19 protein-coding genes and 1 tRNA gene are annotated in these 22119 nt (G+C 69.3%); 9 read left to right on the forward strand and 11 right to left on the reverse strand.

What is annotated here, in order from left to right:
• Positions 1–54: 54 nt before the first annotated feature.
• Both BKA02_RS13230 and BKA02_RS13235 read left to right on the forward strand, forming a co-directional pair.
• Complete coding sequence (locus BKA02_RS13230) at positions 55–303, forward strand: acyl carrier protein (RefSeq protein WP_179434714.1); 249 nt, start codon at positions 55–57, stop codon at positions 301–303.
• 111 nt (positions 304–414) lie between these two features.
• Positions 415–1653, forward strand: coding sequence for a beta-ketoacyl-[acyl-carrier-protein] synthase family protein (locus tag BKA02_RS13235; RefSeq protein WP_179434716.1), 1239 nt, complete (start codon positions 415–417; stop codon positions 1651–1653).
• 171 nt (positions 1654–1824) lie between these two features.
• Here the strand turns inward: BKA02_RS13235 and BKA02_RS13240 are convergent, their stop codons facing one another.
• Together BKA02_RS13240 and BKA02_RS13245 are read right to left on the reverse strand one after the other, a co-directional pair.
• Positions 1825–2328, reverse strand: a complete 504-nt coding sequence (locus tag BKA02_RS13240; protein WP_179434718.1) for a DUF3145 domain-containing protein — start codon at positions 2326–2328, stop codon at positions 1825–1827.
• A 196-nt stretch (positions 2329–2524) separates the two neighbouring features.
• Positions 2525–3298 (reverse strand): hypothetical protein, encoded by a 774-nt coding sequence (locus BKA02_RS13245; protein WP_179435504.1) that lies wholly within the window; start codon positions 3296–3298, stop codon positions 2525–2527.
• Positions 3299–3488: 190 nt separating this feature from the next.
• On the opposite strand from BKA02_RS13245, the gene BKA02_RS13250 reads away from it, so the two are divergent.
• Both BKA02_RS13250 and BKA02_RS13255 read left to right on the forward strand, forming a co-directional pair.
• Positions 3489–5486 carry a DUF262 domain-containing protein gene (locus BKA02_RS13250; protein WP_179434720.1) on the forward strand — a complete coding sequence of 666 codons (1998 nt, stop codon included), beginning with the start codon at positions 3489–3491 and terminating at the stop codon, positions 5484–5486.
• A gap of 2 nt (positions 5487–5488) precedes the next feature.
• Positions 5489–6748, forward strand: a complete 1260-nt coding sequence (locus BKA02_RS13255) for an alpha/beta fold hydrolase (RefSeq protein WP_179434722.1) — start codon at positions 5489–5491, stop codon at positions 6746–6748.
• Between the two features lie 7 nt (positions 6749–6755).
• On the opposite strand, the gene BKA02_RS13260 is transcribed toward BKA02_RS13255, so the two are convergent.
• The 3 genes from BKA02_RS13260 to BKA02_RS13270 all read right to left on the reverse strand — a co-directional run bounded on the left by BKA02_RS13260 (position 6756) and on the right by BKA02_RS13270 (position 9545).
• A tRNA-Ile gene (locus BKA02_RS13260) sits at positions 6756–6832 on the reverse strand.
• 30 nt (positions 6833–6862) lie between these two features.
• Positions 6863–7393 carry a gamma carbonic anhydrase family protein gene (locus BKA02_RS13265; RefSeq protein ID WP_179434724.1) on the reverse strand — a complete coding sequence of 177 codons (531 nt, stop codon included), beginning with the start codon at positions 7391–7393 and terminating at the stop codon, positions 6863–6865.
• 40 nt (positions 7394–7433) lie between these two features.
• The gene (locus BKA02_RS13270; RefSeq protein WP_343045423.1) at positions 7434–9545 is read right to left on the reverse strand and encodes an acyltransferase family protein; all 2112 of its coding nucleotides are present in this window, start codon (positions 9543–9545) and stop codon (positions 7434–7436) included.
• Positions 9546–9740: 195 nt separating this feature from the next.
• On the opposite strand from BKA02_RS13270, the gene BKA02_RS13275 reads away from it, so the two are divergent.
• Positions 9741–10226 carry a Dps family protein gene (locus BKA02_RS13275; protein WP_179434726.1) on the forward strand — a complete coding sequence of 162 codons (486 nt, stop codon included), beginning with the start codon at positions 9741–9743 and terminating at the stop codon, positions 10224–10226.
• Positions 10227–10370: 144 nt separating this feature from the next.
• Here the strand turns inward: BKA02_RS13275 and BKA02_RS13280 are convergent, their stop codons facing one another.
• The 5 genes from BKA02_RS13280 to BKA02_RS13300 form a co-directional block, all read right to left on the reverse strand.
• On the reverse strand, positions 10371–11861 hold the full coding sequence (locus tag BKA02_RS13280) for an amidohydrolase (RefSeq protein WP_179434728.1): 1491 nt from the start codon (positions 11859–11861) through the stop codon (positions 10371–10373).
• A complete protein-coding gene (locus tag BKA02_RS13285) occupies positions 11858–12511 on the reverse strand; it encodes an FMN-binding negative transcriptional regulator (RefSeq protein WP_179434730.1) in 654 nt (217 codons plus the stop codon). Before BKA02_RS13285 ends, BKA02_RS13280 begins: the two co-directional genes overlap by 4 nt.
• A gap of 62 nt (positions 12512–12573) precedes the next feature.
• Positions 12574–13584 carry an Fpg/Nei family DNA glycosylase gene (locus BKA02_RS13290; RefSeq protein ID WP_179434732.1) on the reverse strand — a complete coding sequence of 337 codons (1011 nt, stop codon included), beginning with the start codon at positions 13582–13584 and terminating at the stop codon, positions 12574–12576.
• 1 nt (position 13585) lies between these two features.
• Positions 13586–14071: a ribose-5-phosphate isomerase gene (locus BKA02_RS13295; RefSeq protein WP_179434734.1), complete on the reverse strand. Its 486-nt coding sequence runs from the start codon at positions 14069–14071 to the stop codon at positions 13586–13588.
• Positions 14072–14102: 31 nt separating this feature from the next.
• Positions 14103–15317: a ferrochelatase gene (locus tag BKA02_RS13300; protein WP_370467885.1), complete on the reverse strand. Its 1215-nt coding sequence runs from the start codon at positions 15315–15317 to the stop codon at positions 14103–14105.
• Positions 15318–15473: 156 nt separating this feature from the next.
• Here BKA02_RS13300 and pepN point away from each other — a divergent pair, with 156 nt between their 5' ends.
• The 4 genes from pepN to BKA02_RS13320 all read left to right on the forward strand — a co-directional run bounded on the left by pepN (position 15474) and on the right by BKA02_RS13320 (position 21368).
• Entirely contained in the window at positions 15474–18047 is a 2574-nt protein-coding gene (gene pepN / locus BKA02_RS13305; protein WP_179434736.1) for an aminopeptidase N, read from the forward strand.
• Between the two features lie 92 nt (positions 18048–18139).
• Positions 18140–19252, forward strand: a complete 1113-nt coding sequence (locus BKA02_RS13310; protein WP_179434738.1) for a mechanosensitive ion channel family protein — start codon at positions 18140–18142, stop codon at positions 19250–19252.
• A complete protein-coding gene (locus BKA02_RS13315) occupies positions 19249–19707 on the forward strand; it encodes a globin (RefSeq protein WP_179434740.1) in 459 nt (152 codons plus the stop codon). The genes BKA02_RS13310 and BKA02_RS13315 overlap by 4 nt, the downstream gene beginning before the upstream one ends.
• On the forward strand, positions 19704–21368 hold the full coding sequence (locus BKA02_RS13320; RefSeq protein WP_179434742.1) for an FAD-binding dehydrogenase: 1665 nt from the start codon (positions 19704–19706) through the stop codon (positions 21366–21368). Before BKA02_RS13315 ends, BKA02_RS13320 begins: the two co-directional genes overlap by 4 nt.
• An 18-nt stretch (positions 21369–21386) precedes the next feature.
• Here the strand turns inward: BKA02_RS13320 and BKA02_RS13325 are convergent, their stop codons facing one another.
• Positions 21387–22046 (reverse strand): DUF8185 domain-containing protein, encoded by a 660-nt coding sequence (locus BKA02_RS13325; RefSeq protein WP_179434744.1) that lies wholly within the window; start codon positions 22044–22046, stop codon positions 21387–21389.
• Positions 22047–22119: the final 73 nt, after the last annotated feature.

Genomic DNA, 22119 nt, shown 5'->3' on the forward strand with positions numbered 1-22119 from the left:
GACCCAAGACTCTCTAGACTGAACCCCGGAAACCACCCAAGAAAGAGGAGAACCATGGCCCTCACCAACGACGAGGTCCTCGCGGGCCTCGCTGAGCTCATCACCGACGAGACCGGCATCGACGCCTCGGAGGTGGCGATGGACAAGTCGTTCACCGACGACCTCGACATCGACTCGATCTCGATGATGACCATCGTCGTCAACGCCGAGGAGAAGTTCGGCGTGACGATCCCCGACGACGAGGTGAAGAACCTCAAGACGGTGTCCGACGCGGTCACCTTCATCGTCGCCGGCCAGGAGTGAGGCTGCGGATGCCACCCCCGTTCGCGGGGCGTGGCATCCTCCGCCTCCGGCAGTGTTCCCCGGCTCGATCCGAGCCGACCGAGACCCTCCGCCCCCTCGAGAAGGATCCCCATGACCTCACGCATCGCCGTGACCGGAATCGGCGCGACCTCCGCCCTCGGCGGCACCGCCCCGGAGAACTGGAGCAACCTGCTTGCCGGAGTCTCCGGCACGCACACGCTCGAGCACGAGTGGGTGCAGACGTACCAGCTCCCCGTGACGTTCGCCGCCGAGGCCTCGGTGCGTCCGGAAGAAGTGCTCCCCCGCCATGAGGCCAAGCGGCTCGACCCGTCTACGCAGTTCGCGCTGATCGCGGCCCGCGAAGCGTGGGCCGATGCCGGTGAGCCCGAGGTCGAGCCGGAACGGCTCGGTATCGACTGGGCGACCGGGATCGGCGGGGTATGGACTCTGCTCGATGCCTGGGACACCCTGCGCGAGAAGGGCCCACGGCGCGTGATGCCGCTCACCGTCCCCATGCTCATGCCGAACGCCGGCGCAGGCAACCTCTCCCTGCAGTTCGGCGCGAAGGCGTTCGCGCGCACCGTGGTGAGCGCCTGCGCCTCCAGCACCGAGTCGCTCGTGAACGCCTGCGAGCATCTGCGCGACGGTCTCGCCGATGTGGTGATCGCCGGAGGCGCCGAGTCGGCGATCCACCCGATCACGGTGGCCTCCTTCGCGTCGGCGCAGGCGCTCTCTCGGCGCAACGACGACCCGGAGCACGCCTCGCGCCCCGGCAGCGTCGATCGCGACGGCTTCGTCATGGGCGAAGGCGGTGCGGCCCTCGTGCTCGAGACCGAGGAGCATGCCAAGGCCCGCGGCGCCAAGATCTACGCGTACGTCGTCGGCGGCGGCGTCACCGCCGACTCGCACCACATCACTGGCAACGACCCGGAGGGCCTCGGAGCTGCTCGGGCGGTGGAGCTCGCCCTCGCCTCTGCGGGGATCTCCGCCGACCAGGTGACGCACATCAACGCGCACGCCACGTCGACTCCCGTGGGCGATCCCAACGAGTACGTCGCGCTCAAACGGGTGTTCGGAGAGCGGATCGACGAGATCCCCGTCTCGGCGACCAAGGCGTCCACGGGGCACCTTCTCGGCGGTACCGGTGCGCTGGAGGCCGTGTACACAGTGCTCGCCCTGCGCGACCGTGTCGCCCCGCCGACCATCAACATGACCGAACAGGATCCCGAGGTGCCGTTCAAGCTCTCCGGCGAACCTCAGCCGCTGGGCGACGGCCCGCTGCATGCGATCAGCAACTCCTTCGGCTTCGGCGGCCACAACGCCGTCGTCGCCTTCGCCTCCGCGGACTGAACTCGAGCGCACACACCCTGAGACCCCCGGATCGATCCGGGGGTCTCGTGCTTTCGTGGAGGGGGCGATACCTTTTCCCACCCGCCGGGATCACTCACCGGTGCTCGGTATTCGGGCCTCGCTCCCCTCCGACGTGTTCAACCGACCGCGCGCTGTCAACCCACCCTGTCGTCAACCGACCTTGTGCAACCAGACAACGCTCGCGTCATCGCTCGCGTGGCGGAACGGCTCGAGCTCCTCATCCCAGGCAGCACCCAGTGCCACGTCGAGCTCGCGCTGGAGTTCGTGCACGTCGCCCGCCGCGATCTCCATGGCGTAGCGGATGCGGTCTTCGCCGATCACGATGTTGCCGGCGGCGTCGGTCTGCGCGTAGTGGACGCCGAGGCTCGGCGTGTGAAGCCAACGGCCGCCGTCGTTGCCGAGCGTGGCGTCTTCGGTCACCTCGAAGCGCAGATGCTCCCACCCGCGGATGGCGGTGGCCAGCGCCGCCCCCGTGCCGGCGGGGCCGTCCCAGTAGAACTCTGCACGGCGTGCTCCGTCGAGCACGGGCTGGGCCGTCCACTCGAAGCTGACGGCGCGCCCGATAGCGCGACCGACCGCCCACTCGAGGTGGGGGCAGAGCGCGCGAGGTGCGGAGTGGATGAACACCACCCCGCGTGCGTGTGCAGTCGCCATGTCGTCTCCGTTTCCTCAGGTGCGTCTTCCCCTACGACCTGTGTCACGAAGCGTGGCGTCTATGCGGTTATGCGCCTATTCTCACCGATGCGGGCTCAAATCACAAGCGTGTAACTCCTGCCACTTCGGCGTGTCGTGAACATGCAAAGGGCTCCGGCGCATCGGCGCCGGAGCCCTTCATCGGAACGCGTGCCGCTCAGGCCTCGCTCATGGCCTGCTTGGCCTGCTGGCCCTTGGCCGCGTAGTACGCGGCGCGCGCCGCGTCCTTGCGCGCCTGCTCGGCGTAGCCGTGCTCGAGGACGTCCTGCGCGACCTCGACCTGCTCGTGCTGGTCGGTGCCGTGGTACTTCTCGATGTAGGCGTCGAGCTCGGGGCCCGACTCCCACGAGGTGATGAGGCAGTAGCGCGGGTCGGTGCCGTTGTGCGTCGTGGCGTGCCACAGGCGCTGCGTGTCGACGATGAGCTGCGCGCCCGCCGGAAGAGCGATGCGGTACTCGATGCTCGGGTCGGTGCGGTTCTCACGCAGGACGAAGTAGCTGTCCTTGTCATCGGTGAGGTTGAAGAAACCACGCACGACCCAGCCGGTGCCGTCGGGGTTCAGACGGTTGTTGTCGTCCTGGTGAAGGTTGTAGAGGCACTCGCCGTACGGGGTGGGCTGCAGCTCGATGATGCGGCAGCGGCCGACGTTGGCGCCGGGCTCCTGAGCCCGCTCGGTGAGAGTCGGAGCGATCGCCGTCTGCGAGTCGATCCACACGCCGTCCTTGTCGGTGCGCGGCGGCTTGTGGTTCCAGAAGCCGTTGCACTCGATCTCGCCCTTGGCGCTGGCGAGCGGAGCGAAACGGGTATCACCCGAAGACTTCCAGTCGACGTACTCGATGTCGAGCCATTCCTTCGGGTCGACCTCCTTGTCGTACGCGTCGAGGATGACGAAGCCCTTGTCTTCGAGGGCGGCTGACTTGATGTATCCCATGAGTGAGCTCATGTCCTTTCATCGGGGGCGAGCACGTTTTAACACGCCCTGATAAGGCAAGCCTAACAGCGCGATCCGACACTCCTCGAGCGCCTGTGAGCACGGCGTGTGCAGACCCCCGCGATTAGACTCGTTCACGGCAGGACCCTGCCCAGCGAGCACGCCAGAGGCGAGGAGCACGAGCGAGGATATGGCAACGGGCACGAATGTCGAAGCGATCGCCGTCAACACGATCGACTGGCTGTCCGCCCCGGACACCGCAATCGTCGTCCCCGTCTATCAGCGCCAGTACCGGTGGGATATCGGGGGCTGCGAGCGTCTCCTCGCCGACGTCCGTGCCGTGGCCGCACAGAACGACACGCACCGGCATTTCATCGGCTCGATCCTCTCCGCGCAAGATTCCTCCGAAACCGACCTGATCCTCATCGACGGACAGCAGCGCATCACGACGCTCATGCTCCTCGTCGCCGCCCTGCACCATGCCGTGCGCGACTCGGATCCGGCGATGGCCGCCGAGCTGGAGCGCGTGCTCGTGCGGTCGGACGATCCGACCCGCACCAGGCTGCGCCCGCACGACGCGTGGGCCGAGCTGTACGAGACCGTCGTGCTCGATCGCCGCGACGACGCCGAGCGCGAATCCCGCTTCGATGACAACTACGCCTTCTTCCGCAGCCAGGTGCAGGCCGACGAGGCACCCAGCATCTGGCAGGGCCTGCGCCGGCTCGAGCACGTGTCGATCACGCTAGGCGCCGAGGCCAACGCGCAGCAGATCTTCGAGAGCCTGAACTCCACGGGCGAGCCGCTGCGCGATCACGAGCTCATCCACAACTACATCCTCATGGGACTCACCCATTCCGAGCAGCTCGACGTCGAAGAGCGCTTCTGGCTGCCGATCGAACAGCACACGGGCGAGACGATCGGTGCGTTCTGGCGGCAGTTCCTCGTCATGGTCACCGGCCGCGAGGTGGCTGCGGCCGGTGAGCACGGCGTGTACAGCGCCTTCCGGCAGTCCTTCCCGCGCGTGGATGCGGAGCATCTGCAGCAGCACGCCGAGATCTGGCGGCACTACGCGCAGATCTACGGCATCCTGCTCGATCCCTCGCTCGAGCCCGACGACGAGCTACGCCGCCAGCTCGAGCATCTCAGCACCTTCGGCAAGGCTGCCTTCCCGCTGGCGATGAGCGTGTACAGCGAGCACGCACGCGGCCTGATCCCCCGCGACGAGCTCATCGAGACGCTCGAGTGGCTGCAGGCGCTGTATCTGCGGCGCGCTCTCGTGGGCCTGCCCACCGAGCGGTTGATCGCGCGGCTGTGCCGGGCCAGAGCCGAGGGGCGCGAGGCCTTGATGCGCGCCTTCGCCCGCGTGACGCCGTCGGACGAGCGCGTGAGCGCCGTGCTGAAATACGTCGAACTCCCCCATGCCGCGTACGTCCTGGGTCGCCTCGAGGGCGTCGACGACCCCTCCGAGTACGACGTCGAGCACATCGTGCCGCAGATCCCCGGCGACGCGTGGTCGGGCGACGGATCGCGCCGTTGGAGCGAGCACACGGAAGACGAGCAGAACAGCCACCGCGCGCTGGCCCCGACCCTCGGCAACCTCACGCTGCTCGAGCCCGCGCTCGCCGAGCGCGCCTTCGGCTCGTCGTTCCCCAACAAGGTCGCCGACGCGTACTCGCGCAGCGCTGTCCCCGCGACGCGCGCGCTCGCCGATGCACGATCCTGGGGAACCGCGGCGATCTCGCAGCGCACGGTGCGGCTCACGGCCGACCTGCTGCACATCTGGGCCCGTCCGCCGATGCCCGAGATCGACGATGACGGACTGACCCCCGTACTCGACGCCGTACGCCGGCGGGGGTGGCCGGCCGGCTGGGACCGCGAGTTCGACTACGTCGAGTACCGGGGCGAGCACTGGGAGGTCAAAGACGTCCGCGCCCTGTTCAACCGCGTCTTCCGCCGGGCCTGGACCGACGACCGCCGGGCCGCGCTGGCCTACAGCGCCGCCCACAACGGACCGCTCTACGACCGGATGTCGTGGAAAGGGCAGTGGGATGCGCTCGCCGATGACGCCTTCCTCTACATGGGCTGGGACTCGAACTACATGATGAACGCCCTGCAGGGCGTTCTGGAGGAGTCGGGGATCGCCGCCGAGGTGTTCGTGAAGTATTCCTACATCGGGAACGTGATGTGACCATGAGCGATGCGACGACCCGCGTGCGCCGGATGCTGGACCTGACGCTCGAGGAGCACGCGCTCACCGTTCCCCTCGTCTGGGGCGACGACGCCGACACCCGCACCATCGACGTCTTCGCCGCCGTGGTCTACCGCGAGGGCGGCGAGGATCTCCCCTACCTCGTCTATCTCCAGGGCGGACCGGGCAACGAGGCCCCGCGCCCGTTCCACTCCCCCACGGCGCCGTCCTGGCTCGACACCGCGCTTGCACATCACCGCGTGGTCATGCTCGATCAGCGCGGTACCGGACGGTCGACACCGGTCGGCGATCTCGACCTCGCCGAGCGCGGCGCCGAGGCGACGGCCGAGCATCTGACCCACCTGCGGGCCGACGCGATCGTGCGCGATGCCGAGGCACTGCGCGAGCATCTGGGTGCCGCGCAGTGGAACCTGCTCGGGCAGTCGTTCGGCGGCTTCACGTCGCTCGCGTACCTCACCGCGTTCCCCGACTCCCTCGACCGTGTGTTCATCACCGGCGGGCTCAGCACCGTCACCCGCACGCCCGACGAGGTGTACGCGCTCTGCTACGACAAGATGCGCGATGCCTCCGAGCGCTACTACCGGCGCTTCCCCGAGCACCGGGAGCGGATGCGGCGCCTCGTCGAGCTCGCCGCCGCCGGCGATCTGGTGCTCCCCCGAGGCGAAGTCGTCTCGGTCTCGCGTCTGCGGTCGGCGGGATCAGCCCTGGGCATGAACGACGGCTGGCAGACCGTGTGGTCGCTCATGGAGCAGGATCCGCGGTCGAATGCGTTCCGGCACGACCTCGCCGCCGCGATGCCCTTCGGCGGCCGCAATCCGCTGTACTTCGCCTTCCACGAGTCCAGCTACGCCAACGGGCACGCCACACGGTGGTCGGCCGAGCGCGTGGAGCCCCAGGATTTCCGCGACGATCCGACCCTGTTCACCGGCGAGCACATCCGTCGCGAATGGACGCAGACGGTGCCCGCCCTGCAGCCGTGGGGCGAGGTCGCCCTGCGGCTCGCCGAGCACGAATGGCCGCGTCTGTACGACGCCGACGCACTTTCTTCCTCCGGGGCGCGCGGTGCCGCGGCCGTGTACGTCAACGACGTATACGTGCCGCTGGAGTACTCGTTGGAGACGGCGGCGCTCCTACCCGACGTACGGCTCTGGGTGACCAGTGAGCACGAGCACAACGGGCTGCGGGCCGGACAGGTGCTCGGGCACCTGCTCGACCTCGCCGCCGACCGCCGCATACGCTGAGAACGATTGGTGGGGCGGGCGGGACTTGAACCCGCGATCGTTGAGTTATGAGCTCACTGCCTTGACCAGCTTGGCCACCGCCCCGGACTTTCGAGCCTACCGGGCGCCGCGGGCTCAGCCCGCCGTCGCCTCGCGATGGGTCCGGGTGTGACGGCGGTAGACCTGCGCATTCTCGCGGAGCCCCGCGCGCTCGGAGTCGCTGAGCTCGCGCCGCACCTTCGCCGGCACCCCGGCCACGAGCGATCCGTCGGGGATCTCCGCGCCCGACATCACGACCGCACCGCCGGCGATGAGGCATTCGGCGCCGATGACGGCACCCGAGAGCACGACCGCTCCCATGCCGATGAGCGATCCATCGCCGATCGTGCAGCCGTGCACCACCGCATTGTGCCCGATCGACACATCCTTGCCGATGCGCACCGGGTGTCCGCGGTCAACGTGCACCGACACGTTGTCCTGCACATTGCTGCCCGAGCCGATCGTGATCGCATCCGAGTCGGCGCGCAGCACCGCGTTGTACCAGACGCTGCTGCCCTCGCCGAGGGTCACCGCCCCCACGACGCGGGCACCTGCGGCGAGGAAGGCCGACTCGTGAAGGCGCGGCTCAAGGCCGGGCAGGGAGAGGACGGATGCGTCATTGCTCATGTCTCGACAATAATGCGCGGCGCCACCCGCGCTCCTCCCCTCAACCCGCCAGGCCCATCGCCTCCTTGAGCGCCCGGGTGTACTGCGGGGCGAGGGTGTCGGTGAACGTCACCGTCAGGTGGTCCTGGTCGCGGTAGAGGTTCGCCCCGCCGACCACCGGTGAGCACGTGGTCTCATCGCAGTAGACGTCGGTGAAATCTAGCAGCGTCACCCCGTCCATCTTGGCTGCGTCACGCAGCGGGTCGTCCTCGACGAGCACGTCATCCCTGGCGCCGGTGCACGTGCCGGCATCGCGAGTGCGCAGGCATTTGTTCGGATCGGTCTCCCACACCGGATTGTCGATGACCGTCACAACGGGGGTGCCGCGGTCGATCATCGTGCCCCACGCCTCCTGATAGCCGGCGACGGCCGCCGCGTGCTCGGAGTCGAAGCCACTCGCGTCGTACCCGGTCGTGGCCAGCGCCGAGGTGAAGACGACGTCGAAGTCGCGCTTGTCGAGCTCCACGGCCACCGCCGTGCGCCACTGCTCGCACGCGGCGCCGAACGCACCGCCCGTCGACAGCGCCGTCGTGCTCCACGGGCAGGCGCCCTTGAAGAACGTCGTCAGGTGCCAACCCTCGCGCTCGGCGATCGCCTGGAACGTCGTCAGCAGCTGGAACCCGTGGCTGTCGCCGATGAGCGCGACCTGCCTCGCATCCGCCGTCTTCGAGCCGAACTCGCACGAGACCGGACGCGCGTCGTTCAGCTGCACGAAGCACTCGGTGTCTTCCGGACTGTCGACGCCGGCGAAGCCCGGGGCGGGCAGAATCGTACCGTCGTTCTCCGTGCCCGTGCATGCGTCGTCGAGCACGGATGCCGCGCCGAAGCACTCGGGAGGATCGGCACGCAGCTGCTGGATGGCCTGCACGCCCTGCTGATACGACGAGGCGTTCGCGAGCCAGCCTCCGCCGGCGACGGCGGCCACGACCACCATTGCCGCCAGCGACGACCAGAGCGTGACTCTCGGCGGGCGCGAGGTGAGCACGCTCCAGTGCCGCGACGGGTCTTCCACGAATCGCTTGGTGAGCCAGGCCAGCACGAAGCACAGCACGAGCAGGGAGATGCGGTGATAGATCGTCAGGCCCCAGAACGGCACCGAGGGCGCGATGATGATCAGCGGCCAGTGCCAGAGATACAGGCTGTAGGAGATGTCGCCCGTGAAGCGCATCGGCCGGAGGGCGAGCAACCGCGTGGGGTACCACCAGCGATCGGTGTTCGATGCGGCGATGACGGCGGCCGCTCCCAGCGTCGGCAGCGCGGCGGCGAAGCCCGGGAACGGCGTCTGCCCGTCGAAGGTGACCGCGGTGTACAGGAGGGCGAGGATGCCCGCCCAGCCCAGCACGAAGCTCGCGAGCGCGTTCGTGATCCGCAAGCGCGGAACCAGAGCGATGAGTGCACCCACGCCGAACTGCCACATCCGCCCGAAGGTGACGAAGTAGGCCGGTGCCGGATTGGTCAGGGTGAAGACCACGCAGAAGATGAAGGAGGCGACCGAGACGACGCCGATGGCGATGGCCGCGGCCCGCAGCCGGCTGCCCCGGAACCACTTCACCGCGATCCATGCCGCCAGCAGCATGATGAGCGGCCAGAGCACGTAGAACTGCTCCTCCAGCGACAGCGACCAGTAATGCTGCACCGTCGTGGGGTCGCCCGAGTGCGCGAGATAGTCGGCGGAGTCGATCGCCAGGTACCAGTTCTCGACGTAGAACGTCGAGGCGACGATCTCCTTCAACTCGCCGGGAAGAGCCGAGGTGGGCATGAGGTACGGCGTCGAGACGACGATCGCGCAGAACAGCAGCACGAGCAGCGAGGCCGGCAGCAGTCGCCGGGCCCGGCGTGCCCAGAACTGCCCCAGCTGCACCCGTCCGGTCGAGGAGAGCTCGCGCGCGAGGTGGCCCGTGATGAGGAAGCCGGAGATGACGAAGAAGATGTCCACGCCCACGTAGCCCCCGGTGAGGCGCCCCGGCCAGAAGTGGTACAGCACCACGAAGAGCACGGCGATCGCCCGCAGCCCCTGCACATGCGGGATGAAGCGCGACGCGGCGGCGTGCTCTGGAGAACGGGTGCGGTTCCGGCGGAGGTCGGAACGGGATCTCGATCCTGCTGTGGTCACCAGAAGACCGTAACGCGGATCGCTCCCGGACCTCGGATCGGCACGGACACCGCTCCGCGCTTCGCAGTGAGGGCCGCCTTGCCGAACTTGCCCCTGACCTGCGACTTAGCCATGCCTCAGCTTGCTTGCGGAACAATCTGGCAGGAGTAGCGTTGACTTTGACAGCGAGCCAGAAAACCACCGGAGGAGATTCTCATGAGCAAGGCTGAAACCATCCCCACGACCGCCAGCGACCCGACCGTCGCCGCCGGCGCCGCCCAGTTCCTCACCCCGGTCGTCCACGGATTGCAGGCCCTCACCATCAATGGCAAGCAGGCGCACTGGCACGTCCGCGGCGCGAACTTCGTCGGCGTCCACGAGCTGCTCGACACAATCGTCGCACACGCCGGCGACTTCGCCGACACCGCCGCCGAGCGGATCGTCGCTCTCGGACTGCCGATCGACGCGCGTCTGGAGACCGTCGCGAAGAAGGCCTCGGCCACCGCGGTTCCCGCAGGCTTCACGAAGTCGGACGACCTCGTGCGCGCGGTGATCGCCGACATCGACGCGATCCTCGTCGACATCAAGGCCGCGATCGACGGCCTCGACGAGATCGACCTCACCAGCCAGGACGTCGCGATCGAGATCATGCGCGGCCTCGAGAAGGACCGCTGGTTCCTCGTCTCGCACGTTGCTGCCTGACACCTCGCGTCGTATCAGCGGAGGGCATCGCCCCGGCACACGCCGGGCGGTGCCCTTCATCATGGAAGCGCTGAGTCATGCAAGCGCTGAGTCGTGCAAGAGCTGAGTCGTGGAAGCGTCGAGCCGCACAGGCGCTGAGTCGCGTCAGGCGCGATGAGTGATGCGCCCGGCGACGAGGGTGGCGTGCACCGGCATGGTCCGCAGCCCCTCGGCATCCGTCTGTCGCGGATCCCTGCCGATCAGGGCGAGGTCGGCGACGGCGCCGGGCGCGATGATCGTGTCGCCTCCCGTGCCGTTTCGCGTGCTGGCCGCCATCGCCACATCCAGATCGACGGCTTCTTCGGCATGCCAGGCGGCGCGCGTGTCATCGGTGCGGTGCACGGCGGCCGCGATCGTGCGCCACGGATCCAGGGGCGCGACCGGCGCGTCCGATCCGAACCGCAGGACCGCTCCGGCGCGGTGCAGCGTGGCCAGCGGGTAGATCATCGACGTCTGCGAGGCCCATAGTTCGTCGGCCGCATCCCTGTCGTCGATCGCGTGCCGAGGTTGCACGCTCACCGCGACGCCGAGCCGGGACAGGCGCGCCACATCGGCGTGGCGGATGAGCTGTGCGTGCTCGATCGTGCCCCACGCGCCCGTGGCGGCGAACATGTCGAGCGCGGCCGACAGCGCCACGTCTCCGATCGCGTGCACGGCGGAGGCGAACCCGGCCCCCGTCGCCCGTGTCAGCAGTTCTCGCAGCTCGTCGGGCGGCACCGACAGCACGCCTCGATTGCGCTCATCGTCGGCGTAGGCGTGCGAGCAGGCCGCGGTTCGCGTGCCGAGCGACCCATCGCTGATGACCTTGAGCGCCCCCGTGCGGACGAGCCCGTGCGGGTCGTCGCCGACCGGCTCCCCCGTCGCGAGCCCCTCGGCGATCGCACGCTCGAGGTCGTCGGGATACACGCCGAACTTCACCCGGTGCGCGTCGAAGCCGACGGCGAGTCGGCGCCGCCATGCCTCGGCGTTCCACGCCATGTCGAAGTCGACGACCCCGACGACGCCGCGGGCGGCGGCCCGCCGCCCCGCCTGGATGACGGCGAGGTCGGCTGCCTGCGGATCCACCGCGTTGAGGCGCCGCGAGATCTCGAACGCGTCTTCTTCGCGCAGCAGGCCGTCGTGCTGCGGGGCGAACCCTTCCCGTCGGAAGGCGGCGGAGTTCAACCACACGCTGTGCACATCGGCGTTGATGAGATACGTCGGCGTCTCGCCGGTGAAGCGATCGAGCAGGGCGAGATCGGGAGCGTCCGCCCAGCGCACCGCGCGGAACCCCGTGCCTACCCGTCGCCCGTCGTCGAGCACGGGTGCCGTCGCCATCCGATGAGCGGACTCTGCGGCCGAACCGGAGTCGCCGAGGGGTATGCGATCGGCGGCGAGCGCCCACTGCACCGCATGCACGTGGTGATCCCACAGCCCCGGGATGAGCCAGGCTCCGTCGCCGTCCAGAACCTCTCCGCGCAGCCGCAGCGCGCCCGCCGGCGCGACGTCGACGATATGACCCTTGTCGATCAGGACATCGACGGGACCGTCGACGGGGAGCAGCCGACGATCGTCGGTGGCGATCCGCACGGCGCGGATCGCGGAGACCGTCGTCACGCGTCGGCGTCCTGACGCGCGGCGAGTCGGGCGTCGTGGGCGCGGCGCATCTCCGCCGCGAGGTCCGGTTGGGCGTACACCCCGTCGCCCCGCAGTTCGGCGATCACGTTCTCGATGACGTCGTCGGGCTTGTTCTGGCTGAGCTTGCGCTTGGCCACGATGCGGGTTGGCGTGAGTCGGAAGCCCACCGTCCCCGCCTCGAGCCGGCGCACGAAGGCCTCATCGTTCGGCGGAGTCCACATGCCGCGCGGGTCGTCGCGCACGCTCTCGAAGTGGGCGACGAGGTCGTCGAGCACGCGCAGGTTCTCTTCCGTGTCGAGGATCTCGGGTGTTCCGGAGAGGTGCACGGCGACGTAGTTCCAGGTCGGTACGGCCGCGACATCGCCGTACCAGCCGGGCGAGATGTACCCGTGCGGCCCCTGGAAAATCACCAGCAGCTCGCCCTGACCAAGGCCCAGCACGAGGTCGTCGGGCCGACCGACGTGGGCCACGATCGTGAGGTCGTCGCGGTCGGGATCGAGCATCACGGCGTAATGCGACGCGGTGGGCCCCTCGGCATCGCGGCCGACGAGCGTCGCCCAGGGATGCGCGGCGATCAGTCGACGGAGTTCTGTGACGTCGGTCATCGCGAAACTGGGATTCTGACGCATGGCCTCAGCCTATGGCTCCGCGTGCGAGCCGGCCCCCGCCGAAGTGCTCCCCCGCACGCGATTCAGGCTTGGCAGCGCGGGCACCAGTAGAGCTTGCGCGCACCGAGCTCCTCGAGCACGATGTCGGTGCCGCACACCCGGCATGGCAGGCCCGCGCGGTGGTACACCCAGTGCCGGTCGTCGCGATGGGCCATGGCCGCACGGTACTGCTCGGGCGAGAGATCGTCCATGGTCATCATCTGACCGGTCTCCACGCCGATCGCCAGCAAGCGCACCCAGTCCTGCCAGAGGCTGCGCACGACGTCTTCGGGTACGGCCTTGCCGGGGGTGTGCGGGTTGAGCCGGGCGCGGAAGAGCATCTCGGCGCGGTAGACGTTGCCGATGCCGCTCACAACCGACTGATCCATGAGCAGCAGAGCGATCGCCACACCCCGGCGGCGCACGGCAGCGACAAAGCGCTCCTCGCCCTCGTCCGGGTCGCCGACGAGCGGATCGGGCCCGAGCTTGGCGACGGTGGCGAGCATCTCATCCGGCGTCTGCAGCTCGCAGGCGGTGGGCCCGCGCAGGTCGGCACAGGTCGCGTCCGTGAGCAGACGCAGCCGCACCTGCCCGACCACGGGCGGCGGCCACTCCTCGGACCCGGGTTCGCCCTCATCGGCGAGCCCTTTCGTCTGCTCAGACATCCGCACGTGCACGCGGGTCTTGCGCGGTGCGCCGATAGAGGCCAGGGAGTTCTCGCCCGCGACGTCGAGGATCGGGTCGCCGAGATCGGTGCCGCGCTGATTCGTCTGACCCATGCGTCCGTTCGCCGAGGCGATCGTGGGATCGACGAGGATCTCGCCCGAGAAGTCCCACGCGCCGTACAGGCCGAGGTGCACACGCAGCCAGAGGTCGCCTTCGGCCTCGAGGAACATCTGCTTTCCCACCGCCTGCACGCTGTCGACCGTGCGGCCGTTCAGCAGCGCCGCGCCCTCGGCGAAGCGCCCCTGCGGGCTCGAGGAGGCGACGGGCTTGCCGACGAAGTTGCGCGCGAACTGGCGCGCGATGCGGTGGACGGAGTGACCCTCGGGCATGTCAGGCGCGCGGGTCGGGCAACAGCGAGCCGTCGCGTTCGAAGTCGGCGATCTGCCCGATGCGTCTCACGTGGCGCTCGTCTCCGCTGAACGGCGTGGCGATGAACGTGTCGATGAACGAGGTCACCTCGTCGAACGTGTGCTGGCGCGCACCGATCGCGATGACGTTCGCATCATTGTGCTCCCGGGCAAGCTCCGCAGTCGCGATGCTCCAGACCAGGGCGGCGCGGATGCCCTCCACCTTGTTCGCCGCGATCTGCTCGCCGTTGCCTGAACCGCCGAACACGATGCCCAGCGCCGTGACGCCCGCGCGCTGGTCGGCGGTCACGGCCTGCGCGGCGCGGATGCAGAACGAGGGGTAATCGTCGACGGCGTCGTACTCGAGCGGACCGTGGTCGATCACCTCGTGCCCTGCGGCGGACAGATGCGTCTGCAGCTGCGTGGAGAACTCGAGTCCGGCGTGATCCGTGGCCAGGTGAATGCGCATGTCGTCCATCCTAGGGAGCGCCGCAGACGCGCTACGGCAGGATGCCCGCGGCGGCCGGTCGGAAGCCGAGACGGGCGTTCTCGCAGTCCCCCGGGCGCGCGACGTCGTACCAGGGCCCCAGATCGGTCAGGTGCGGGCGCTCCGCGGCCGGGGTGCCGTGCAGACGCTCCTCGACGAGGTCGACGAGCCCCGAGACGAAGGCGGGGTGCGTGCCGGGCGTGGGCGTGCGGATCATCCGCAGCCCCGCCTCCTCGGCCGTCTCCTGCGCCTCGGTGTCGAGGTCCCACAGCACCTCCATGTGGTCGCTCACGAAGCCCAGGGGCACCACGACGACCGCGCGCACGCCTCGGCCGGGAAGCTCGCGGATGACGTCGTTCACGTCGGGCTCGAGCCAGGGCTGGGTGGGCGGCCCGGAGCGCGACTGGAACACAAGCTCCCACGGCACGCCTGCCGCCGCCGGCACCGCATCGCCCAGCGCGGTCATGACGTGCGCCGCGACCGCCTCATGCTGAGCCTGGTACGCGCCGCCGGGACCCCAGTCGACATCGCGCGGACCGGAGCGCTCCGCGTCGCCGGTGGGGATGCTGTGCGTGGCGAAGAGCACCGCGATCTCGGCGGCGGCGAGCCCATCGTCGAGGAGCGTGCGCACCGCGATATCGACCCCCTCCTGGAAGGGCGCGACGAATCCGGGGTGATCGAAGAAGAGCCGGACCTTGTCGGCCGTGACCTGCTCCTGCAGCCCCGCCTGCTCGATCGCGTTCACGATGTCTTCGCGGTACTGCCGGTCGCTGGAGTACGAGCTGTACGCACTCGTGGCCAGCACCAGCAGGGTGCGGTGCCCGTCGGCGACCGCCTGGGCGAAGGCCTCGTGCAGATACGGCCCCCAGTTGCGGTTGCCCCAGTAGAGCGGCAGACCGAGCCCCCGCTGCGCGATCTCGGCCTCCAGCGCCCCCTTGAGCGCACGGTTCTGCTCGTTGATCGGGCTGATCCCGCCGAAGTGCCGGTAGTGATGGGCGACCTCCTCGAGGCGTTCATCCGGGATCCCGCGGCCGCGCGTCACGTTGCGCAGGAACGGGATGACGTCGTCCTGCCCCTCGGGGCCGCCGAAGCTCGCGAGCACCACGGCGTCGTAGGCGACGGGCACCTCGACATGCTCGGGGCCGGACCGCGCAGGGGCGGACGCGTACGGAACCGTCACGGCGACGGCGGAGTCATCGGCGGAAGAAGGGCGAGCGTTCTCGGTCACCCGACCATCGTCGCATTGCTCTCCTATCCGTCAGCCGAAGGGGCGGCGTCCTCCGAGGGTGGCGCAGGGGCTCGGCTGGCGTAGGCTGTCAGGGTTGCCGTCGGCGCCAGCAGCCCCGAGATCGGCATGCCCCCTCACCCCATGGGAGAATCCGCAGTGCCTGGAGAGAACCTCACCCGCAGCGAAGCGCAGGAGCGCCGCGCGATCGTCGACACGCAGTCGTACGAGATCTCGCTCGATCTCACGAAGGGCACCGACGTGTTCGGCTCCCGCAGCGTCGTGCGCTTCACCGCCGATGCCGGCTCGTCGACCTTCATCGACCTGATCGCGCGCGACGTGCGCGAGATCACGCTCAACGGTGAAGCCCTCGATCCGGCGCACGTGTTCGCCGAGTCGCGCATCGCGCTGGACGGCCTCGCCGCCGAGAACACCCTCGTCGTCGACGCCGACTGCCTCTACACGAACACGGGCGAGGGACTGCACCGTTTCGTCGATCCGGTCGACGGCGAGGTGTACCTGTACTCCCAATTCGAGGTGCCCGACTCGCGCCGCGTGTTCGCGGTGTTCGAGCAGCCCGACCTGAAGGCGACGTTCCAGTTCACGATCACCGCACCGGCAGCGTGGAAGGTCGTGTCCAACTCCCCCACACCCGAGCCGATCGTGCACGACGCGTCCTCCGGCAGCGCGACCGGTGCCGTGGCCACGTGGGGCTTCGAGCCGACCCCGCGCATCTCCTCGTACATCACCGCGATCATCGCCGGTCCGTACGAATCGACGTTCTCCGAGCTGACGAGCGCATCCGGGCGCGTGATCCCGCTCGGCGTGTACGGCCGCAAGAGCCTGTGGGAGCACCTCGACGCCGACTACATCTTCGACAAGACGCGCGAGGGCTTCGCGTACTACGAGGAGAAGTTCGGCGTACCGTACCCGTTCGCCAAGTACGACCAGCTCTTCGTGCCGGAGTTCAACGCCGGCGCCATGGAGAACGCAGGAGCGGTGACCTTCACCGAGACGTACGTGTTCCGCAGCAAGGTGACCGACGCCGTCAAGGAGCGCCGCGTCGTGACGATCCTGCACGAGCTCGCGCACATGTGGTTCGGCGACCTTGTCACCATGAAGTGGTGGAACGACCTGTGGCTGAACGAGTCATTCGCCGAGTGGGCCTCCACGATCGCCACCGCGGAGGCCACCGAGTGGACTCAGGCATGGACGACCTTCAACGCGATGGAGAAGACCTGGGCGTACAAGCAGGACCAGCTCCCCTCCACGCACCCCATCGTCGCCGAGATCAACGACCTCGAGGATGTGCAGGTCAACTTCGACGGCATCACCTACGCGAAGGGCGGATCCGTCCTCAAGCAGCTCGCCGCGTGGGTGGGCATCGAGGCCTTCTTCGCCGGCGTCTCCGAGTACTTCCAGAAGCACTCGTGGGGCAACACCGAGCTGTCCGACCTACTCTCCGAGTTGGAGCGCACCAGCGGACGCGACCTGTCGACCTGGTCGAAGAAGTGGCTGGAGACCGCAGGCGTGAACACGCTCGCCCCCGTCATCGACGAATCGGCAGACGGCACGATCTCGCGCTTCGCCGTGACCCAGACCGCGCCCGCCGACTACCCGACGATCCGCCCCCACCGCCTGGGGATCGGGTTCTACTCGCTCCAGGACGGTGCGCTCGTGCGCACGCACGGCATCGAGATCGACGTCGACGGCGACCGCACCGAGGTGCCCGAGCTGCACGGACGGCGCCGACCCGACCTCGTGCTGCTCAACGATCAAGACCTCGCCTACGCGAAGATCCGTCTCGACGAGCGCTCGCTCGAGACGGCGATCGCTCATCTGGCCGATATCAGCGACCCGCTCGCCCGCTCTCTCGTGTGGGGCGCGGCATGGGATCAGACCCGCGACGCGGAGAGCTCCGCGTCCGACTACCTCTCGCTCGTGCTGGGCAACATCGGTCGTGAGACCGAGTCGACCACCGTGCGCACCACGCTCGCGCAGCTGCACACCGCGGCGTCGCAGTACGTCGACCCGCAGACGCGCACGGAGGCGCGTACCCGCGTCGCCGACGGTCTGTGGCAGCTCGCCCGCGACGCCGAGGCCGGCAGCGACAACCAGTTGCAGTTCGTCACCTCGTTGGCGGCCGGGATCGTCACGCCCGAGCAGGCGGATGTCGTCCGCCGTCTCCGCGACGGCGAGCTCGTCCTCGACGGTCTGACGATCGACACCGACCTCTCCTGGCAGCTGCTGGCAGGGCTCGCCGCCGCCGGCGCCGTCGACTCCGCCGCGATCGACGCCGCCCTGGAGGCGGACAACACCGCCAAGGGCGCAGAGTTCGCCGCCCAGGCGCGCGCATCGATCCCCACGGCAGAGGCCAAGCACACCGCGTGGAGCTCGCTCGTCGACGACGATGCGCTATCGAACACGGTGCTGCGCTCGGCGGCGCTCGGCTTCGGCCAGGCCGGCGGCGTGGAAGTGCTGCCGGAGTTCATCCCGCGCTATTTCGACGCGATCGTGCCGATCTGGGAGTCGCGCACGTATCAGATGGCCAACTATCTGATCGTGGGCCTGTATCCGCGTGCGCTCGCCAGCACGGAGTTGCGCGATGCGACCCGCGCATGGCTCTCCGAGAACGCCGCTGCCGCCCCGGCGCTCCGCCGCCTCGTGCACGAGAACCTCGCCGACGTGGAGCGGGCGCTCACGGCGCAGGCGCGCGACGCAGACAAGGACTGAGCGGCGCCCAGAGCCTCAGCGCGCTCGCGCCCGCAACGGCCGTGTCACGCACTCAGCATTCGACGTGCGTCGCGGTTCTAGGATCGACAGCGATGAACTTCCTGCCCTTCGAAGTCGACCCCGCCGCACCCGAAGCGGCCTGGTCCGAGCTTCTCGACGGTCTCGTCGACATCGGCTGGAACCTGCTGTGGTCGGCCGTCGCCATCGCCGCATGCGTGCTCGTCGCCTACCTGCTGCGCATCGTCATCCGCCGTGTCGTGCGACGGATCGTGGCGGGCGCGAAGTCGAAGGCGCGCGTCGACGACACGCAGGCGCTGGAGCGCTCCCCGCTGGCCGACATGCGCCTCGTGCAACGCACGCGCACACTAGGCACCATCCTGCAGAACATCGTGAACGTCATCCTCGGTGTGGTCGCGATCATCGCCGTCATCCAGATCAACGTTCCCGAGCTGCTCGGCTCGCTCACCCTGCTTACCGCGGCGATCGGCGCCGGGCTCGGCTTCGGGGCTCAGAACATCGTGAAAGACGTGCTCAACGGCATGTTCCTCGTGGCCGAAGACCAGATCGGCATCGGCGACGTCGTCGATCTGGGACTCGCCTCGGGCGTGGTGGAATACGTGAGCGTGCGCATCACGCAGGTGCGCGACGTCAACGGCACCCTCTGGCATGTGCGCAACGGAGAGGTCACCCGCATCGGCAACATGTCGCAGGGCTGGGCGCGCGCGATCATCGACCTCGGCGTGCCGCCGGATGCCGACGTCCCCACCGTCGAGGAGACGCTGCTCACCGCCGCGCAGACGCTCGCGAAGGATCCGAAGTGGCGCACGCGCATCGTCGAGGGCCCGGAGGTGTGGGGCCTGGAGTCGATCGACGGCGATGCCCTCGTCATCCGTGTCGTGATGAAGACGCGCGCGAACGCCATGGACGATGTCGCGCAGGAGCTGCGCCTGCGCCTGCGCGACGCGGTAGCGGCCCTCGGCATCCCGCTGCCGAGCCTGACATCGGTGACGCTGAGCGGACCCGCTGGCGCGCGGCGCGTCCGGGGCGCCAACCCGCCGTCGACGAAGCCGACCGCGGTCACCGCCATCCCCACCGTGCCCGACCGCGGCATCTGGCGCCGCCGCAAGCCCGAGCAGGGCACGGCCGGCGACGAGACGGACTTCACCCGTGAGTCCGCGCGAGATCAGGACGAGGAGACGCCATGACGTTCTACGACGAGGTCGGCGGTCACGAGACGTTCCAGCGCCTCGTGGACGTGTTCTACCGCGAGGTCGCCGACGACCCCGTGCTCAAGCCGATGTACCCCGAGGAAGACCTGGGCCCTGCCGCCGACCGGCTGCGGATGTTCCTCGAGCAGTACTGGGGTGGGCCGAGCACATACAGCGAGCAACGCGGACACCCGCGTCTACGGATGCGCCACGTGCCCTTCCGCGTCGACCCCGACGCCCGCGACCGCTGGCTGCGCTGCATGCGCGCGGCGCTCGACGAAGTGCAGCTGTCGCCGTTGCACGAGGCCACGCTATGGGACTACCTCGAGCGCGCCGCCTATGCCATGGTGAACACCATGGATTCCGCGGAAGCAGGCGGGCGCCCCACCCTGGCCACGCGTCCGGCGGCATCTTCCCCCGCATCGGCAGAAGGAACGACGGAGACGCCATGACCACCTCCCCCGGCACCCGCACCGCAGACATCCTCGTCATCGGATGGGGGCTGGCGGGTCTGGTTGCCGCCGCGGAGGCGGCCAATGCGGGCCGCCGCGTGATCATCGTCGACCAGGAGCCGCGCACGAACCTGGGCGGGCAAGCCTGGTGGTCGTTCGGGGGACTGTTCCTCATCGACTCCCCCGAACAGCGGCGAATGGGCATCCGCGACGGCATCGAGCTCGCCCGCCAGGACTGGTTCGGCACCGCAGGCTTCGACCGCGAAGAAGACGCCTGGCCCCGCCGCTGGGCCGAGGCGTACCTGCAGTTCGCCGCGGGTGAGAAGCGCGCGTGGCTGCGTGAGCGCGGCGTCGGCTTCTTCCCCGTGGTGGGATGGGCCGAGCGCGGCGGCTACGGCGCCCTCGGCCCGGGAAACTCGGTGCCGCGGTTCCACATCACCTGGGGCACCGGCCCCGGTGTCGTCGCGCCGTTCCGCGCCGCCGTCGAGCAGGCCGAGAAGGAGGGGCGTCTCACGATCCTGCCCCGCCACCGCGTGACCGAGCTCGTCACGCGCGACGGCGCGGTCGTCGGTGCGCGCGGCGAGGTGCTGGAGACCAGCGCCGCCGAACGCGGCGTGGCGTCGTCGCGAACGGTTATCGGCGACTTCGAGATCACCGCGGGCGCGACGATCGTGTCCTCCGGCGGGATCGGCGGCAACCACACCCTGGTGCGCAAGGCGTGGCCCCGACGTCTGGGCAAGGCTCCGCGAAACATGCTCACGGGGGTTCCCGCCTATGTCGACGGGTCGATGCAGAGCGTGGCCGAAGACGCCGGCGCGAAACTCATCAACGGCGACCGGATGTGGCACTACGTCGAAGGCATCCGCAACTGGGATCCGGTGTGGCCCGGGCACGGCATCCGCATCCTCCCCGGCCCCTCCTCGCTCTGGCTCGATGCGACCGGGCAGCGCCTCCCCGTGCCGCTGTATCCCGGCTTCGACACCCTCGGTACGCTCGAGCACCTGCGCAAAACCGGGCACGACCACTCCTGGTTCGTCACGACCCGGCAGATCGTCGAGAAGGAGTTCGCCCTTTCCGGCAGCGAGCAGAACCCCGATCTGACCGGCAAGGACATCCCACTGCTCGTCCGGTCCCGTCTCGCGAAGGGTCCGACGGATCCGGTTCAGGCCTTCCTCGACCACGGTGAGGACTTCCTCGTCGACGAAGATCTGGACCGGCTGATCTCCCGGATGCGCGAGCTGCCGGGCGGCGACGCGCTCGACGCGGATCGCGTGCGCCAGGAGGTCGTGGCGCGCGACCGCGAGATCGAGAACGACTTCACGAAGGACGCCCAGATCGCCATGCTGCGATCGATGCGGGCGTATCGAGGCGACAAGCTCATCCGGACCGCGTCGCCGCACCGGTTGCAGGACCGGTCCGCGGGGCCGCTCGTCGCGGTCAAGCTCCACGTCATCACGCGCAAGTCACTGGGCGGCATCGAGACCGACCTGGATGCGCGCGTGCTCGATGCCGACGGCAACGCCGTGCCGGGGCTCTTCGCCGCGGGCGAGGCGAGCGGCTTCGGCGGCGGCGGCGTGCACGGCTACCGGGCTCTGGAGGGCACCTTCCTCGGCGGGTGCCTGTTCTCGGGCCGCCAAGCCGGTCGCGCCGCGGCGCGCTGATCGAGGAGCGGCGGCGGGTCAGCGCCCGGTCGCGCGCACCGCGGTGAGACCGGTCGCAACGGGCCCACGGCTGAGCACGTGGCCACGGGTGAAGGCGAGGCGCGTCCAGCGCCCCGACGAGGTCACCGGCACCTGCTCGGCCCCCGAGATGAAGCCGAAGGCGTACGCGGCGAAGGCCATGCCGCGCGGCGCCTCCTGCAGGTCGGCATCGGGCTCTCCCCAGATCTTTGCGCGGAGCGCACGCACGGCCTCCTCTCCCGCGCCCTCGGGCGATCCGTGCGCCACGGCGGAGATGCCCCACTGGGCGCGCTGCGCGACGACCTCTGCGGCGAGCTCCCCACGGCGTTCCCACCCCCCGCGCGGCGGCGCGACGCCCGCCCACGACGGGCTGAGGCCCGACTCCGGCAGAGAGAGCGCACGCGCATCATCGGTCTCGGCGAGCGCGTCGACGACGATGTCGCACTGCAGCTCGGGGTCTGCGCGCACGATCCGCATCGCCAGGATCGTGGGCGTGCCATCGAACAGCGACTGCGGGGCGAGTGCCGCCGCCGTCAGCGCCAGCACGCCTGCGGAGGCCTGCAGTCGCACCCCGCCATCGGAGGCGCGTGCGGCGCGCGACACGAAGGTCAGGACGTCGCGTGCGGTCTCGGGGTCGGCGAGGATGAGTCGGGCGGTCACCGCTCCAAACTAGCCGCTCTACACTGGCACTGACCGCACACATCGGGCCCCGCACCGAACCTGTCGGACGTCG

Origin of the sequence: Microbacterium pseudoresistens (assembly GCF_013409745.1) — a bacterium.
GTDB lineage: Bacteria > Actinomycetota > Actinomycetes > Actinomycetales > Microbacteriaceae > Microbacterium > Microbacterium pseudoresistens.

Coding starts and splice junctions, on each gene's coding strand:
- BKA02_RS13230 (WP_179434714.1), top strand. CDS start 55: ATGGCCCTCACCAACGACGAGGTCCTCGCGGGCCTCGCTGAGCTCATC.
- BKA02_RS13235 (WP_179434716.1), top strand. CDS start 415: ATGACCTCACGCATCGCCGTGACCGGAATCGGCGCGACCTCCGCCCTC.
- BKA02_RS13240 (WP_179434718.1), bottom strand. CDS start 2,328: ATGGCGACTGCACACGCACGCGGGGTGGTGTTCATCCACTCCGCACCT.
- BKA02_RS13245 (WP_179435504.1), bottom strand. CDS start 3,298: ATGGGATACATCAAGTCAGCCGCCCTCGAAGACAAGGGCTTCGTCATC.
- BKA02_RS13250 (WP_179434720.1), top strand. CDS start 3,489: ATGGCAACGGGCACGAATGTCGAAGCGATCGCCGTCAACACGATCGAC.
- BKA02_RS13255 (WP_179434722.1), top strand. CDS start 5,489: ATGAGCGATGCGACGACCCGCGTGCGCCGGATGCTGGACCTGACGCTC.
- BKA02_RS13265 (WP_179434724.1), bottom strand. CDS start 7,393: ATGAGCAATGACGCATCCGTCCTCTCCCTGCCCGGCCTTGAGCCGCGC.
- BKA02_RS13275 (WP_179434726.1), top strand. CDS start 9,741: ATGAGCAAGGCTGAAACCATCCCCACGACCGCCAGCGACCCGACCGTC.
- BKA02_RS13285 (WP_179434730.1), bottom strand. CDS start 12,511: ATGCGTCAGAATCCCAGTTTCGCGATGACCGACGTCACAGAACTCCGT.
- BKA02_RS13290 (WP_179434732.1), bottom strand. CDS start 13,584: ATGCCCGAGGGTCACTCCGTCCACCGCATCGCGCGCCAGTTCGCGCGC.
- BKA02_RS13295 (WP_179434734.1), bottom strand. CDS start 14,071: ATGCGCATTCACCTGGCCACGGATCACGCCGGACTCGAGTTCTCCACG.
- BKA02_RS13310 (WP_179434738.1), top strand. CDS start 18,140: ATGAACTTCCTGCCCTTCGAAGTCGACCCCGCCGCACCCGAAGCGGCC.
- BKA02_RS13315 (WP_179434740.1), top strand. CDS start 19,249: ATGACGTTCTACGACGAGGTCGGCGGTCACGAGACGTTCCAGCGCCTC.
- BKA02_RS13320 (WP_179434742.1), top strand. CDS start 19,704: ATGACCACCTCCCCCGGCACCCGCACCGCAGACATCCTCGTCATCGGA.